Source organism: Aestuariibius insulae (genome assembly GCF_040783535.2).
Taxonomy (GTDB): Bacteria; Pseudomonadota; Alphaproteobacteria; order Rhodobacterales; family Rhodobacteraceae; genus Aestuariibius; species Aestuariibius insulae.
Window position 1 is genome coordinate 491486 of sequence record NZ_JBFONW020000002.1, and the last position, 13825, is coordinate 505310.

16 protein-coding genes are annotated in these 13825 nt (G+C 62.3%); 10 read left to right on the plus strand and 6 right to left on the minus strand.

Features of this window, described 5'->3' with window-relative positions:
- Positions 1–24: 24 nt before the first annotated feature.
- Together argS and AAD018_RS08740 are read right to left on the minus strand one after the other, a co-directional pair.
- Complete coding sequence (gene argS, locus AAD018_RS08735) at positions 25–1758, minus strand: arginine--tRNA ligase (protein ID WP_367315115.1); 1734 nt, start codon at positions 1756–1758, stop codon at positions 25–27.
- A 45-nt stretch (positions 1759–1803) separates the two neighbouring features.
- A complete protein-coding gene (locus AAD018_RS08740) occupies positions 1804–2940 on the minus strand; it encodes a deoxyguanosinetriphosphate triphosphohydrolase (protein ID WP_367315116.1) in 1137 nt (378 codons plus the stop codon).
- A 73-nt stretch (positions 2941–3013) separates the two neighbouring features.
- Between AAD018_RS08740 and AAD018_RS08745 the strand changes: the two genes are divergently transcribed.
- The 3 genes from AAD018_RS08745 to AAD018_RS08755 all read left to right on the plus strand — a co-directional run bounded on the left by AAD018_RS08745 (position 3014) and on the right by AAD018_RS08755 (position 4577).
- The gene (locus AAD018_RS08745; RefSeq protein ID WP_367315217.1) at positions 3014–3340 is read left to right on the plus strand and encodes a HesB/IscA family protein; all 327 of its coding nucleotides are present in this window, start codon (positions 3014–3016) and stop codon (positions 3338–3340) included.
- 42 nt (positions 3341–3382) lie between these two features.
- Positions 3383–4162, plus strand: a complete 780-nt coding sequence (gene xth, locus AAD018_RS08750) for an exodeoxyribonuclease III (protein ID WP_367315117.1) — start codon at positions 3383–3385, stop codon at positions 4160–4162.
- Between the two features lie 85 nt (positions 4163–4247).
- The gene (locus AAD018_RS08755; RefSeq protein ID WP_367315118.1) at positions 4248–4577 is read left to right on the plus strand and encodes a hypothetical protein; all 330 of its coding nucleotides are present in this window, start codon (positions 4248–4250) and stop codon (positions 4575–4577) included.
- 51 nt (positions 4578–4628) lie between these two features.
- Here the strand turns inward: AAD018_RS08755 and dksA are convergent, their stop codons facing one another.
- Positions 4629–5051, minus strand: coding sequence for an RNA polymerase-binding protein DksA (gene dksA / locus AAD018_RS08760; RefSeq protein ID WP_367315119.1), 423 nt, complete (start codon positions 5049–5051; stop codon positions 4629–4631).
- A gap of 194 nt (positions 5052–5245) precedes the next feature.
- Here dksA and AAD018_RS08765 point away from each other — a divergent pair, with 194 nt between their 5' ends.
- The 5 genes from AAD018_RS08765 (at position 5246) to AAD018_RS08785 (ending at position 9389) form a co-directional block, all read left to right on the plus strand.
- On the plus strand, positions 5246–6085 hold the full coding sequence (locus tag AAD018_RS08765; protein ID WP_367315120.1) for an AAA family ATPase: 840 nt from the start codon (positions 5246–5248) through the stop codon (positions 6083–6085).
- 120 nt (positions 6086–6205) lie between these two features.
- Positions 6206–6667: a GNAT family N-acetyltransferase gene (locus AAD018_RS08770; protein WP_367315121.1), complete on the plus strand. Its 462-nt coding sequence runs from the start codon at positions 6206–6208 to the stop codon at positions 6665–6667.
- Positions 6664–8019 carry a DUF2927 domain-containing protein gene (locus AAD018_RS08775; RefSeq protein WP_367315122.1) on the plus strand — a complete coding sequence of 452 codons (1356 nt, stop codon included), beginning with the start codon at positions 6664–6666 and terminating at the stop codon, positions 8017–8019. Before AAD018_RS08770 ends, AAD018_RS08775 begins: the two co-directional genes overlap by 4 nt.
- A gap of 12 nt (positions 8020–8031) precedes the next feature.
- The gene (locus AAD018_RS08780) at positions 8032–8202 is read left to right on the plus strand and encodes a hypothetical protein (RefSeq protein WP_367315123.1); all 171 of its coding nucleotides are present in this window, start codon (positions 8032–8034) and stop codon (positions 8200–8202) included.
- The gene (locus tag AAD018_RS08785; RefSeq protein ID WP_367315124.1) at positions 8202–9389 is read left to right on the plus strand and encodes a vWA domain-containing protein; all 1188 of its coding nucleotides are present in this window, start codon (positions 8202–8204) and stop codon (positions 9387–9389) included. Before AAD018_RS08780 ends, AAD018_RS08785 begins: the two co-directional genes overlap by 1 nt.
- A gap of 282 nt (positions 9390–9671) precedes the next feature.
- Here AAD018_RS08785 and AAD018_RS08790 read toward each other — a convergent pair whose 3' ends face one another.
- Positions 9672–10172 carry a DUF421 domain-containing protein gene (locus AAD018_RS08790; RefSeq protein WP_367315125.1) on the minus strand — a complete coding sequence of 167 codons (501 nt, stop codon included), beginning with the start codon at positions 10170–10172 and terminating at the stop codon, positions 9672–9674.
- Between the two features lie 93 nt (positions 10173–10265).
- Between AAD018_RS08790 and AAD018_RS08795 the strand changes: the two genes are divergently transcribed.
- Entirely contained in the window at positions 10266–10949 is a 684-nt protein-coding gene (locus AAD018_RS08795; RefSeq protein WP_367315126.1) for a M48 family metallopeptidase, read from the plus strand.
- Here AAD018_RS08795 and AAD018_RS08800 read toward each other — a convergent pair.
- Together AAD018_RS08800 and AAD018_RS08805 are read right to left on the minus strand one after the other, a co-directional pair.
- The gene (locus AAD018_RS08800) at positions 10946–11479 is read right to left on the minus strand and encodes an RSP_2648 family PIN domain-containing protein (protein ID WP_367315127.1); all 534 of its coding nucleotides are present in this window, start codon (positions 11477–11479) and stop codon (positions 10946–10948) included. The two genes, AAD018_RS08795 and AAD018_RS08800, sit on opposite strands and share 4 nt — an antisense overlap.
- The gene (locus AAD018_RS08805) at positions 11476–12663 is read right to left on the minus strand and encodes an RSP_2647 family RNA methyltransferase (protein ID WP_367315128.1); all 1188 of its coding nucleotides are present in this window, start codon (positions 12661–12663) and stop codon (positions 11476–11478) included. Before AAD018_RS08805 ends, AAD018_RS08800 begins: the two co-directional genes overlap by 4 nt.
- A 112-nt stretch (positions 12664–12775) precedes the next feature.
- Between AAD018_RS08805 and AAD018_RS08810 the strand changes: the two genes are divergently transcribed.
- Positions 12776–13804, plus strand: coding sequence for a LacI family DNA-binding transcriptional regulator (locus AAD018_RS08810; protein ID WP_367315129.1), 1029 nt, complete (start codon positions 12776–12778; stop codon positions 13802–13804).
- The last annotated feature ends 21 nt before the right edge of the window (positions 13805–13825 follow it).

Sequence of the window (13825 nt, forward strand, 5' to 3'; positions counted from 1 at the left end):
CGTCCTGGCGGCGTCCCGTACGCTTCAGCGCATCTCGTCCGCAGGAGTGACACCAAGGATACCGAGGCCCTGTGCAATGACAACCGCCGTGGCGCGGGCAAGCGCGATTTTGGCCCGACTTGTGGCCTCATCGCCCTCTTGCAGGAATCTCAGGGACGGCTCGTCGTTGCCGCGATTCCACAGACTGTGGAAAACACCAGCCAAATCATAGAGATAGAAGGCGATCCTATGCGGCTCGTTGGTCCGTGAGGCAATCTCGACCAACCGTGGCCATTCGGCAATCTTCCGCGCCAGATCCAACTCGGCCTCGTGATCCAGCTTGCCCAGATCCGCATCGGCCAATGCGGCATCGCTTACATCGATCTCCGCCTTGCGCAGAACCGACTGCACCCGCGCATGAGCGTACTGGACGTAGAAAACCGGATTGTCCTTCGACTGCTCGACCGCCTTCGCGAAATCGAAATCGAGCGGCGCATCGTTTTTGCGCGTCAGCATCGTGAACCGCGTCACATCCGCGCCGACCTCGTTCACGACATCCCGCAGGGTGATGAACGTACCCGCCCGCTTGCTCATCTTGAACGGCGCGCCATCCTTGAAGAGCCGCACAAGCTGGCACAGCTTGATATCGACCGGCACCTTCCCGTCCGACAGCGCTGAAACCGCTGCCTTCATCCGCTTCACATAGCCCCCATGATCGGCCCCGAACACATCGATCAGCGCATCGTAGCCGCGCGAGATCTTGTCGTAGTGATAGGCGATATCGGGCGCGAAATAGGTCCAGGAGCCATCCGACTTCTGGATCGGCCGATCCACGTCGTCGCCATGCGCGGTCGACCGGAACAGCATCTGCTCCCGCGGCTCCCAATCCTCGGGCACCTTGCCCTTGGGCGGCTCCAGCGTGCCGCGATAGATCAGGTCCTTGCTCTCAAGATCGGCAATCGCCGCCTCGATCTGGCCTGTCCCGTACAGCGACTTCTCGCTGTAAAACACATCCATCTCGACGCCGATCGCAGCCAGATCCTCGCGGATCATCGTTATCATGGCTTCGGTGGCGAACTCCCGCACTTCTTCAAGCCAGTACTGCTCGCCCTTGTCGACGAACTGATCGCCGACCTTGTCCTTCAGCGCCTGCCCGACATCCTTAAGATACTCACCCGGATAGGTCCCGTCCTCGAATGCAACCTCCTGCCCATGCGCCTCCAGATACCGGAGGTAAACCGACCGGGCGAGCACATCGACCTGCGCGCCGCCATCATTGATGTAGTATTCCCGCGTGACCTCATAGCCTGCGTAATCCAGAAGCGACGCCAGCGCATCGCCAAAGACCGCGCCCCGCGTGTGGCCCACATGCAAAGGACCCGTCGGGTTGGCCGAGACATATTCGACGTTCACCTTCCGCCCCTGCCCCGCATCGGACCGGCCGTAACCGGGGTTCGTCAGCACTCCCCGCACCACATTCTGCCAGACCCTATCGGCCAGCCGCATATTCAAGAACCCCGGACCCGCCACGCTCGCGTCAGAGATCCGGTCATCCCCGGACAGCAGCGGAGCCAATGCGTCCGCGATATCGCGCGGCTTCATCCCGGCAGGCTTGGCCAGTACCATCGCGGCATTCGTCGCCATATCGCCATGACCCGCATCGCGCGGCGGCTCGACAGCCACGTTGTCATAGGCCAAACCACCCGGAAGCGTGCCGCTTGCCGCCAGCGTCTCAAGCGCTTCGATGACAAGCGCACGAATATCTGCAAATACGTTCATGACCCCGCGATTAACGCGGCTCTAAGGCGGATGCCAGCGGCAACCTCAGCCAAAAAGCCTCTCATGCGTCTCAAGCGCGAACCGATCGGTCATCCCTGCGATATAATCGGCCACAATGCGCGCCAAAGCCGTCTCGTCCTCGACCGCGAGCACATCGGCCCGCCAGGCCTTGGGCAACAGCGTCGGATCCCGCAGAAACATCGGAAAGAGATCCTCGACCACCCGCGTGACATCCGCCCGCATCCGCGTCACGTCCGGCGCCCGGTACATCCGTTCAAAAAGAAACGCCCGGATGACCTCAATATCGGCCCACATCCCGTCCGAGAACCGGATGATCTGCCGCCCCAGACCGCGAATATCCTCGGGCGTCTGCGCCCCGGATTGCTCCAACGCCGCCCGCGAGACCGCAACCACGTCGCTGACCATGGCCCCGAACACCTTGCGCAGCGCCTCGTGCCGCCGCCTCCGCCGCTCCAGCCCGGGATAGCGCCGGTCCACTTCGGCATAAGCTGCACCCACAACGGGCAGCTCAGCGATATCCTCGTCCGAGAATAGCCCCGCCCGCACTCCATCATGCAGATCGTGGTTATTATACGCGATATCATCGGACAAGGCCGCCACCTGGGCCTCCCCGCTCGCATGGGTCGTCAGTTCCAGATCGTCACGCGCCGCATAATCGGCCAAAGCCACCGGCAGAGGCGGCAGAACCGGCCCATTATGCTTGGCGATCCCCTCCAGCGTCTCCCACGTCAGGTTCAGCCCGTCGAACCGCGCGTAGGAGCGCTCCAAAGACGTGACGATCCGCACCGCCTGAGCATTATGATCAAAACCGCCATAAGGCTCCATTAATGCGTTCAGCGCATCCTCGCCCGTATGCCCGAACGGCGTGTGCCCCAGATCGTGCGCCAGCGCGACCGCCTCGGTCAGCTCGCCGTTTAGACCCAGAGCGCCCGCAATCGTCCGCGCCACCTGCGCGACCTCGATCGAATGGGTCAACCGCGTGCGAAAATGATCACCCTCATGCTCCACGAAGACCTGCGTCTTGTGCTTGAGCCTCCGGAACGCACCCGAATGGATGATCCGGTCCCGATCCCGTTGAAAGCAAGAGCGAAAATCGCTCTCCTCCTCGGGATAAAGCCGCCCCCGACTCTGGCTGGGATCGCAGGCATAGGGGGCCATCATGGCATCGCCTCGTCTTGTGGCACCGAACTGCTCTGCCTATATTGTAACACGAAACAAAGCCCAAGGCCCCGCGATGCTCACGCTCCCTCCCAAAGTCACGCCCCGCGCTTTCGAACGCCTCGCTGAAATCGGTGCCGCAGCCGAAGGAAAGGCCCTGCGCGTCGCGGTCGAAGGCGGCGGATGCTCGGGCTTTCAGTACGAGATCACGCTGGACGAGCCCAAAGAGGACGATCTGATCCTCGAGGAGGCCGGCGAACGCGTCGTGATCGACAGCATCTCCCTGCCCTTCCTGACCGATGCCAAGATCGACTTCACAGAAGAGCTGATCGGCGCGCGCTTCATCATCGACAACCCCAACGCCAGTTCAAGCTGCGGCTGCGGCACATCCTTTTCAATGTAATAGCGCCTTGTGAGCTCCTGGCGCGTGGGCCATGCTCCGCGCATGAAAATCGCGACCTACAATATCAACGGCATCAAGGCTCGTCTTCCTGCTCTGCTTGATTGGTTGACCGAAACGCAGCCAGACATCGCTCTCCTGCAAGAGATCAAATCCGTCGATGAAGGCTTTCCCCGCGAGCAGATCGAGGATCTCGGCTATTCGGTCGAAACCCATGGCCAGAAGGGCTTCAACGGCGTCGCGATCCTGTCGAGACTCCCGCTCGAGGATGTCGTACGCGGCCTGCCCGGCGACGAGACCGACGAACAGGCCCGCTGGATCGAAGCAACGGTCGTCGGAGAAACCGCAATCCGCCTTTGCGGTCTCTACCTGCCTAACGGCAACCCCGCTCCCGGGCCGAAATACGACTACAAGCTCGCCTGGATGCAGCGCCTTAAGGCCCGCGCCATAGAGCTGCTCGCGGATGAAATGCCCGCGCTCATGGCAGGCGACTACAACATCATTCCCCAGCCCGAAGACGCCGCCCGCGCCGATGCCTGGCGAGAAGACGCGCTCTTTCGCATGGAAAGCCGGACCGCGTGGCGCCGGATCCTACACCTCGGCTTCACCGAGGCGATCCGCGCGCGCCATCCGCAGCCGGGTCTCTACTCGTTCTGGGATTATCAAGCCGGCGCCTATGATCGAAACGATGGCATCCGGATCGATCATGTCTTGATGACCCCTCAATGCGCGGACCTGATGACCGCCTGCGATATCGACGCCGAGTATCGCGCACGGGACAAGCCGTCCGACCACGTTCCGGTCTGGGTCGAACTGGTCGCATGATCGGAATTCTTTTCTCTACCGCGATGGAACCTCTCGCGACGTCGACACATTCCTGTGATAGACTGCCGTCTCGAGGATAAGATCGATGATTCTGCTGCGTGCTCTGTCAGGTGCTGCTGTTGCTGCCATGTTTCTCTGGACCGCGTCGCCGGTCGGTGCGGGCCTGTGTTCGACGTCCTCTACCGGTGCGCGTTGCGCGGTCGTCCCCAAAGCGATGCAAAAACCGCTTCCCGTCGTTCCCGGCGTGGTCTTGGAACGCGGCGAATACAACATGGTCTTCAATGTGGAATATGTCGGCCTCGAACCGGTCGAGGATGGCTGGATCTACATGGAGATCGAAGACGAGATCTACCGCGTGGACTGGCGCAGCCACGAAGTCCTGTCCCACGTCACCAGCCGTTACTATCTTTTCTAGATCCGGCTGGTTTTGAGCAACGGGCGGCAGACACCGCCCGCCCGTCCCGCATCAATCGTCGCGATGAACACGCTCCCGCCGCTCGTGACGTTCTTGTGCCTCAAGGCTCATGGTCGCGATGGGGCGCGCGTCCAGACGCTTTAGCGAAATCGGCTCGCCCGTCATGTCGCAATAGCCGTATTCGCCCTCATCGATCCGCCGCAACGCCGCGTCGATCTTCGCAACCAACTTGCGCTGGCGATCCCGCGTCCGAAGCTCCAGCGCCCGGTCGGTTTCCTCGCTCGCGCGGTCCGCGACATCGGGAATATTGCGCGTGCTATCCTGAAGGCCGCTGATCGTATCGCGGCTATCGGACAAAAGCTCCCCTCTCCAGTTTTGCAGCTTGCGTCGGAAATATTCGAGCTGTCGCTCGTTCATGAATGGCTCGCTCTCAGCAGGCCGGTAATCATCTGGCAAGAATACCTCGGCTTTCATCCTGGCTCCCCTGGCTATTGCGATGTCCGCCACTCTCCCGTTGTCAGACATACGCTCCCCTTCCGAAACTGGCGCCCGTGTAGTCCCATTTCAAAGGACTGTCACGCCCTCAAATCAGTGTGTCCGCAAGCGGTTGAAGCGCCCGGGCGCTCTGATACGGTGCCCCCAATTCCAAACGAGGAAAGCCCGCCCCGATGCAGTTTCAGTCCACCGACCAATACATCGCGACCGAAGACCTCACCGTCGCCGTCAACGCTGCGGTGACGCTTGAACGCCCGCTTCTTGTTAAGGGCGAGCCGGGCACAGGCAAGACCGAACTGGCCCGGCAGGTCTCCGCGTCGCTGGGTCTGCCGATGATCGAATGGCATATCAAATCGACCACCAAGGCGCAGCAGGGCCTTTACGAATACGACGCTGTCAGCCGCCTGCGCGACAGTCAGCTGGGCGATCCCAAGGTCGAGGATGTCGCGAACTACATCAAGAAGGGCAAGCTTTGGCAGGCCTTTGCCGCCGATCAACGGACCGTCCTTCTCATTGATGAGGTCGACAAGGCCGATATCGAGTTCCCGAACGACCTTCTTCAGGAACTCGACCGGATGGAATTCCACGTCTACGAGACCGGAGAGACGATCCGTGCCAGACACCGGCCCATCGTCATCATCACTTCCAACAACGAAAAAGAGCTGCCCGACGCCTTCCTGCGCCGCTGCTTCTTTCACTTCATCCGCTTTCCGGACATGGCAACGCTCAAGCAGATCGTCGAAGTCCATCACCCCGGTATCAAGAACGCCCTGCTCACCACCGCGCTTACTCAGTTCTACGAGATCCGCGACACGCAAGGCCTCAAGAAAAAGCCCTCGACCTCCGAGGTTCTCGACTGGCTCAAACTGCTCCTTGCCGAGGATCTGACGGCGGACGATCTCAAACGCGACGGCGCCTCCGCTCTGCCCAAACTGCACGGCGCGCTCCTGAAGAATGAACAGGACGTGCATCTCTTTGAACGCCTCGCCTTCATCGCGCGCGGCCAACGCTGACAAGTTGATTCGTTTCCGCAACGCTTCCCCAAAAAAGCGGCACAAAACGGCACAAAGCCATCCCGCCAAACAGCCGCTTTCTGTTTAGGTGAACCGGTTGCAAACGAAAAAGGCACGTTCATGTCGGCACATCCGGGCCTCGTAATCCGTCCGCTCGCACCGGCTGATCGCAGCGACTGGGATCGGCTCTGGACGGCTTACCTGGAGTTTTATGAAACGACCGTTCCGCGAGCCGTCTACGACACAACCTTCGCGCGTCTGCTTGGTGATGACCCTCAGGACTATAGTGGCCTCATCGCCTGCCACGACGGCGAAGCAGTCGGCATTGCACACTACTTGTTCCACCGGCACGGCTGGAAGATCGAGAATGTCTGCTACCTGCAGGATCTCTATGCGGACCCGCACATGCGCGGCCAAGGCATCGGCCGTGCCCTGATCGAAGCGGTTTACGAGCAAGCGGACGCTGCGGGCGCGCCTTCCGTCTACTGGTTCACCCAGGACTCAAACACCTCCGCCAGGCGCCTCTACGACCGCATAGGCGAACTGACTCCCTTCCTCAAATATCAGCGATCCGCCCGATGACACCTATACGCGCAGCTATCGCATCGGTCTGTTTGGCCGCAACCGTCGCCTGCGCACCGCTTGGCGGAACAGCGACCCGCGCCGCTGTCCAGCCCGATCTCGGCTCTCTTCCCGCGATGAAAACCTTTGCCCGGCAGGCACCTCCCCCGGTGACCCGGTCCAACGAGGATATCGCCCGCGACATCCTCGATCTGGTCTTCGAGTTGGAATCCGGGCGTACAGTGCCGCGCCTCACTCGCTTTGACGGCCCGATCACCGTTCGTGTGATCGGTGCCTCACCGCCAACGCTGGGTCCCGATCTCGACCGCTTGATCGCACGGCTAAGAACCGAAGCCCGGCTCGACATCCGCCCGACGACCGGAACAGCCAGCATCACGATCGAGACGATGCCGAAAACACGGCTCCAGCGCGCCGTGCCGAATGCCGCCTGCTTCGTTGTCCCGGGCGTCTCAAGCTGGGACGAATTCCGCACCCACCGCAACACGGCCCGGACCGACTGGACCCAGCTTCGCGCGCGCAGCCGCGCGGCCATCTTCGTCCCCTCGGACGTCTCCCCGCAAGAGATCCGCGACTGCCTGCACGAAGAGATGGCCCAGGCGCTCGGTCCGCTCAACGATCTCTACCGTCTGCCCGACAGCGTCTTCAACGATGACAACATGCATGCCGTTCTGACCGGGTTCGACATGCTCGTGCTGCGCGCAATCTACGCGCCGGAGCTTGCGAACGGCATGATCCGCGATGATGTCGCGCGCCGTCTTCCCGCCCTGCTGCGCCGTCTCAATCCGCGCGGCGCTGGCATTCCCGCAAATCAGCGCATCAAGCCATCCCGCGCGTGGAAAGGCCGCATCGAAAGTGCCCTGCGCGATGAAGGCGGCCGCCCTCGTAGGCTCGCTGCCGCCCAAGACGCTGTTACGCTCGCAACCCAGGCCGGATGGACCGGTCCCCGCCGCGGCTTTTCCTATTACGTCCTCGGCCGGCTCCAGCTCGCGACCTCCCCCGAGGCTGCGCGCCGCTCCTTCGAACGGGCGGCGATCAGCTACGCTGCACCCGAGACTGCCGTGCAGAAAGCCCATGTCGGCGTGCAACTGGCCGCTCTCGCGCTCAGATCCGGCGATGCGCAGCGCACCTTGGCCATCACATCAGAGGCAATCCCCATCGCCCGCAGCCACGAAAACGCGGCGCTTCTCTCTACGCTTCTAATGTTTCAGGCCGAGGCCGAGGATCTCGCCGGCCGAAGGCCCCAGGCCGCCGCCACCCGTCTGGACAGTCTTGCCTGGGCGCGCTACGGCTTCGGCCGATCCGAGGCGGTCCGGGCCCGCCTGACAGCGATCAGCGACCTGACGCCCGGTTAGAAAGTCAGTGCCATGATCTTTCCCCTCACGGGTCTTGTCCTCGGAGCCCTGATCGGCGGAGCTGTCGCAGCCCGTCGCGGCGGAAAACGGGCCGATATTATCCAATATGCTTGCGTCTACGCCATCATCATCGGCCTCGTGGGCCTCTTCGTGCTGATCATCGTCGAGCGCAGCCTGACCTGATGTTCCTGCCCTTCTTTCAGACCTTGCGCGAGACGGGGGTTCCCGTCTCCCTGCGCGAGCATCTGACCTTTCTCGAGGCGATGTCGAAGAACCTCGCGACCTACGATATCGACGCGTTCTACTACCTCGCCCGCACCTGCCTCGTGAAGGACGAGCGCAATATCGACAAGTTCGACCGCGCCTTCGCCTCTGCCTTCGAGGGTCTGTCGCAGATCAGCGTCGATCAGGTCCTGACCGCGGTCGATCTGCCAGCCGACTGGCTCGAGAAGATGGCCGAAAAGCACCTCACCGATGCCGAGAAAGCCGAGATCGAGGCGCTCGGCGGATTCGACAAGCTGATGGAGACACTCAAGGAGCGCCTGAAAGAGCAGGAGGGCCGCCATCAGGGCGGCTCCAAATGGATCGGCACCGCCGGGACGTCGCCCTTCGGCGCCTACGGCTACAATCCCGAAGGCGTGCGCATCGGCCAGAAGGAAAGCCGCCACCAGCGCGCCGTGAAGGTCTGGGACAAGCGCGAGTTCCGCAATCTCGACGACACGGTCGAACTGGGCACCCGCAACATCAAGGTCGCACTCAAACGCCTGCGCCGCTGGGCGCGGGACGGCGCGAACGAGGAGCTTGATCTCAACGGCACCATCCGCGCCACGGCCGAGCATGGCTACCTTGACGTCCAGACCCGTCCCGAACGCCGCAACGCGGTCAAAGTCTTGCTTTTCGTGGATATCGGCGGCTCGATGGACCCCCATGCCAAGGTCGCGTCAGAGCTCTTTTCCGCCGCTAAGGCCGAGTTCAAGCATTTCGAACATTTCTACTTTCACAACTGTCTTTACGAAGGCGTCTGGCGTGACAATCGCCGCCGCTGGAACGACCAGACCTCTACGCACGAGATCCTGCGAACCTATGGCCCCGACTACAAATGCATCTTCGTCGGCGACGCTTCGATGTCACCTTACGAAATCGCTATGCCCGGCGGAGCGAGCGAACACTGGAATGCGGAATCCGGTCAGGTCTGGCTGGAACGGGCCCGCGACCAATGGTCCGGAAGCCTCTGGATCAATCCGCTCGAGGAGCGCTATTGGCCCTACACCCCGTCCATCGGAATGGTTCAGCAGATCTTCGGAGCGGACCGCATGGTGCCCATGACCCTCGAAGGGCTTGACCGCGGAATGCGCCTTTTGGGTCGTTGACAGGGCGCCTGCAAACGCGGTCTAGGCCGCTTCCGCTCTCTTTTCGCGACATTTCTCTCTTGCCGCGAGCCGGATCAGAAGCCGCTCGATATCAATGCTCTTGCTCTCGCAAACAGGATAGGCCGCATTCAACGTGGCCAGGAATTCTGCTGTCTTCTCTGAATTTGCCATGCTCACTCACCTCATCGCCGCCGGATCTTCTCCGCCCGGTTGCTGGCTCAACCAGAAGAAGACATTGCCGTTCCCGCAAAAGTTCCAACAATTTGAACTATTGCCGTAGGGTCACACTTCCCGCCTGACACCCTCCAGAAGAACCTCATCAAGATCTCCGTCCGAGCGGTGAAGAACGCTGACATCTCCTGTCTGCTCGAACACGACCGCACGCACCTGGGCCAGCTGGGTGACGTTGGCCTCCCTCAACTTCGCAAGCAGATCGCCGCGGCTAATCTCGGCGGTCCGCATGTTCTCCTCAAGCATGGTATCGCCGTCCATGATCAAAAGCGGCGCGTTATCCAGGGTCTTGCGCACCCGCTCAGAGGTCACCCGCGCCCGTGCAACAACCCACTGCACCGCAAAAAGCGCGATGAGCGCCGACGTTCCCGCCCAAATCCCCGTCGAGCCCGAGACGACGACACTGGCCAGCACCGATCCCATCGCGACAGTGATCGCGAAATCGAAGCCAGACATCTTCGAAAATGATCTCAGCCCGGCCAGCCGCGTCAGAATGACAAGAACCGCAACCATCACCGCCGCATCGAGGATCGCTGTACCGAATGTCTGCATCTCGCTTGCTCCTGCCGTGGTCCAAAGGCCAAGCCGGGATGCTGCGGCGAAGTTCCCCTTTTCCTTCTCCGGATCCGCCCCCATATTTCACGCATGATAAAGATCCTGCCGATCCTGCTTGTCGTCGCCTACGGCCTTGCGATGTACCGCTTTTCTGTCTGGCGCACTCAGCGCGAGCTGGATCAGCGCTCGACCGAGCTTGCCGATCCGGTGCTCTCCCGCCTCACCGACCGGATGGCTGACGCGCTCGATCTGCCCCGCATCCGCGTCCACATCTACGAAATCGATCCCGTCAACGGCCTGGCCGCACCCGACGGGCGGATCTTCATCACCCGAGGCTTCTTCCGCAAATACCGCAACGGAGAGGTCACGGCCGAGGAGATGGCGTCGGTCATCGCACATGAACTCGGCCATGTCGCCTTGGGCCATTCCCGCCGCCGGATGATCGACTTTTCCGGCCAAAACGCGCTGCGTGCCGTCCTCGTCATGGTGATCGGCCGCTTCATTCCCTTTATCGGTCCGTGGATCGCCAACGCGATCACCGCCTTGCTGGCCGCACGCCTCTCCCGCTCGGACGAATACGAGGCGGATGCCTATGCCTCGGCACTCCTGATGAAATCGGGCCTTGGAACGGGGCCGCAGAAATCTCTCTTCCGCAAGCTCGAGACCCTGATGGGCGTCCGCGGCGCGATGCCCGCCTGGCTTCTCAGCCATCCCAAGACCGATGAGCGGATCGCCGCGATCGAGGCCAACGAGGCCAAATGGCTCCCGGCCTAAGCTGCCGCCAACGCTTTGCCAAACCGAGGGAGCCGCGCCTTCTTCATCAGCGCGCGCATCTCCCACGGCTCTCCAGAGAGCCGCCGCGCCTGTGCCAGAACGCGCGCGGCGGCGCGGTGCGCAGCGGCCTCGTCCTCATCCAGCATCCGTAGCAGGAACCCATCCGGATCGATCCGCATCAGACCCTCTTCTCCGAGTGTTCCGCGCGGAAAATCCTTAGCGTTCATCGTCATGATCGCATCGACCGATCCGCCCACTGCCACCGCCAGAACGTGGATATCGTTCTCATCCGGCAACCATAACCGCGCCTCGAGCCCCGGTGCCGGTGGCAGCTCTGCTCCGGACCAGCGGTCCCGCAGGATCGCGATCTCCGCCCGAGCCTCCAGCCCCTCCCGCTCGGCGGCACGTGCCCATTCCTCGAGGATCCGCGCCGACCAGAACGGCTGATAAAGCCCCTCCGCCGCGATCCCGAGCAGCACCTCCCGCATGACCGTCGGATAAAGAACGCAGGCATCAAGAAGAACCTTCACAGACGAAAGACCAGCGCCTTGAGATATCCCGTCGCCGCAAGCTGCGGATGCACCGGATGATCCGGCCCGGCAAACCCGGTATGGATCAAAGCCGAAGATCGCCGCGCCCGCCCGACCCCCCGGATTGAAGCGGTCCGGAACGCCGTCAGATCGACGGCATGGGAGCAGGAACACAGGCAAAGATATCCGCCCTCCCTCACCAGCGGAGCGGCCAGACGCGCGACTTTCTCATACGCCCTTAACCCCGCATCCAGTGCAGGTTTTGCAGGCGCAAAAGCAGGCGGATCGCAAATAACCACATCGAACCGCTCACCGTCCTTATCCAATGCGGCGAGCATTTCGAACGCATCGCCCTGCCGCGTCGCGAACCGGTCCTGCACCCCCATTGCCTTGGCCCCACCAGCGGCCAGCTCCAGCGCCGGGGCTGATCCGTCCACCGCCAAAGCCTCCTGCGCGCCCGCCGCGAGTGCCGCCAGGGCAAAGCCGCCGACATGTGAGAAGACGTCCAGCACCCGCGCCCCATCGCAAAGACCGGCGACGAAAGCATGGTTCGGACGCTGATCGTAGAAGATCCCGGTCTTCTGCCCGCCGACAAGATCCGCCAGATAGGTTGCGTCATTCATCGGAACCGGTACGGGACCAGTGGGCGTCTCGCCAATCAAGGCGCCCGAGACATCGTCAAGCCCTTCGAGGCTCCTTGCCCGCCCGCTCGCGTTCTTCAACACGGTCGCGCAGCCCGTCACATCCATGACGGCTTGCGCCAACTCCTCGATCAGCACCTCGGCCCAGGCTGCATTGGGCTGCACCACGCAAAGCGCGCCAAACCGGTCGATCACGACACCGGGCAGACCATCCGCCTCCGCATGAACCAAGCGGTAATAGGGCGCGTCGTAAAGATGACGCCGCAAAGACAGCGACCGCTCCAACCGAGCGACAAGCCAAACTCGATCCACCACAGCCTCTGGATCGCGGTCCAGCAGCCGCGCGGTGATCTTGCTTTGCGGATTGACCGCGACCAGCCCGATGGGCTTGCGGTCTCCGTCCTCCAGCACGGCAAGCGATCCCGGGACCCGTCCCTTCGCGCGCCGGTCCATCACAAGATCCGAGCCATAGACCCACGGGAAACCCCGACGCAGCGGACGGGGATCGACCTTCGGTTTCAATCTAAGCGCAGGATAATCCATTCTGGCGCGCTTACGACATCCACCCGTCAGGCGCCAGTCATCGCACTCTAACGCCAGATGATTGACGTACCTCAGATCCGTCGCCTACCGTTCCCCTGTCTGGGAGGACGATGTGACGAAGCCCACGGTTCACGATATCGCCAAGGAAGCCGGGGTCAGCCTGGCCACCGTCGACCGGGTGCTCAACGCACGCTCCGGGGTCCGCGATCAGACGGTCACGCGGGTCAAAGCCGCCGTCCACAAGCTGGGCTATGTGCGCGACACCCATGCAGCCAATTTGGCACGCCAGCGACAGTACCGCTTTGTCTTCGCTCTGCCCGGCAGCGATGATCCTTTTGTCAAGGCTCTCTCCAACGCTCTTTCGGAAGCCACCGAAGCGCAGCAGGCCGACCGCATCACAGCCCGCCATGTTGTCATCCCGACCGGCGACGCCCACGGTATCGCGGGTGTGCTCGACCGGCTTGATCCTGAAACCGTCGACGGCCTCGCCGTCATGGCCCCTGAGACACCGCAACTGCGCGATGCCATCGCCCGTCTCAAGGCAAAGGGGATTGCCGTCGTCGCCTTCGTCTCGGACCTGCCCAACTCGGATCGCGACCATTTCGTCGGGATCAACAGCCTGAAGGCGGGCCGGACCGCGGGCACGCTGATGGGCCGGTTCCTGAGTGATGCCAAAGCCGATATCCTGGTCGTCACCCCCTCCATGCTGGCACGCGACAGCATCGAACGGCGGCTCGGCTTCGACGCTGTCCTGTCCGAGGGTTTCCCGACCCTTTCCGTTCTGCCCACCATCGAAACCCATGATGATCCCGCCCGCATCCGCACCGTCGTCACCGCCGCGATCGCCGCCCATCCGAAGCTCGCAGGCATCTATTCGATGGGCACGACCGGCGATCCGCTGATCGAGGCCATCCGCGCCTCTGGCCGGGCCAAAGATCTTGTGATGATCGCCCATGACCTGACGCCATTGACCCGAACGGGTCTGATCGAGGGCCATATCGATGCGGTCATCGCCCAGAATGTCGGACATCTTGTGCGCAGCGCCCTGCGCGTGCTGCGCGCCAAATGCGACGGAACCGAGATTTTCGAAGCACAGGAGACGATCCGGATCGACATTGTGATCCGGGAGAATTTGCCCTGAGAACAGGGCGCAAGGGAGGAC

Bases quoted from the DNA above. Each gene is read 5' to 3' on its own strand.
- AAD018_RS08775 (WP_367315122.1), top strand. From the start codon at position 6,664: ATGACACCTATACGCGCAGCTATCGCATCGGTCTGTTTGGCCGCAACC.
- AAD018_RS08770 (WP_367315121.1), top strand. From the start codon at position 6,206: ATGTCGGCACATCCGGGCCTCGTAATCCGTCCGCTCGCACCGGCTGAT.
- argS (WP_367315115.1), bottom strand. From the start codon at position 1,758: ATGAACGTATTTGCAGATATTCGTGCGCTTGTCATCGAAGCGCTTGAG.
- AAD018_RS08790 (WP_367315125.1), bottom strand. From the start codon at position 10,172: ATGCAGACATTCGGTACAGCGATCCTCGATGCGGCGGTGATGGTTGCG.
- AAD018_RS08745 (WP_367315217.1), top strand. From the start codon at position 3,014: ATGCTCACGCTCCCTCCCAAAGTCACGCCCCGCGCTTTCGAACGCCTC.
- AAD018_RS08740 (WP_367315116.1), bottom strand. From the start codon at position 2,940: ATGATGGCCCCCTATGCCTGCGATCCCAGCCAGAGTCGGGGGCGGCTT.
- AAD018_RS08805 (WP_367315128.1), bottom strand. From the start codon at position 12,663: ATGGATTATCCTGCGCTTAGATTGAAACCGAAGGTCGATCCCCGTCCG.
- AAD018_RS08765 (WP_367315120.1), top strand. From the start codon at position 5,246: ATGCAGTTTCAGTCCACCGACCAATACATCGCGACCGAAGACCTCACC.
- AAD018_RS08755 (WP_367315118.1), top strand. From the start codon at position 4,248: ATGATTCTGCTGCGTGCTCTGTCAGGTGCTGCTGTTGCTGCCATGTTT.
- AAD018_RS08785 (WP_367315124.1), top strand. From the start codon at position 8,202: ATGTTCCTGCCCTTCTTTCAGACCTTGCGCGAGACGGGGGTTCCCGTC.
- AAD018_RS08795 (WP_367315126.1), top strand. From the start codon at position 10,266: ATGATAAAGATCCTGCCGATCCTGCTTGTCGTCGCCTACGGCCTTGCG.
- xth (WP_367315117.1), top strand. From the start codon at position 3,383: ATGAAAATCGCGACCTACAATATCAACGGCATCAAGGCTCGTCTTCCT.
- dksA (WP_367315119.1), bottom strand. From the start codon at position 5,051: ATGAAAGCCGAGGTATTCTTGCCAGATGATTACCGGCCTGCTGAGAGC.
- AAD018_RS08780 (WP_367315123.1), top strand. From the start codon at position 8,032: ATGATCTTTCCCCTCACGGGTCTTGTCCTCGGAGCCCTGATCGGCGGA.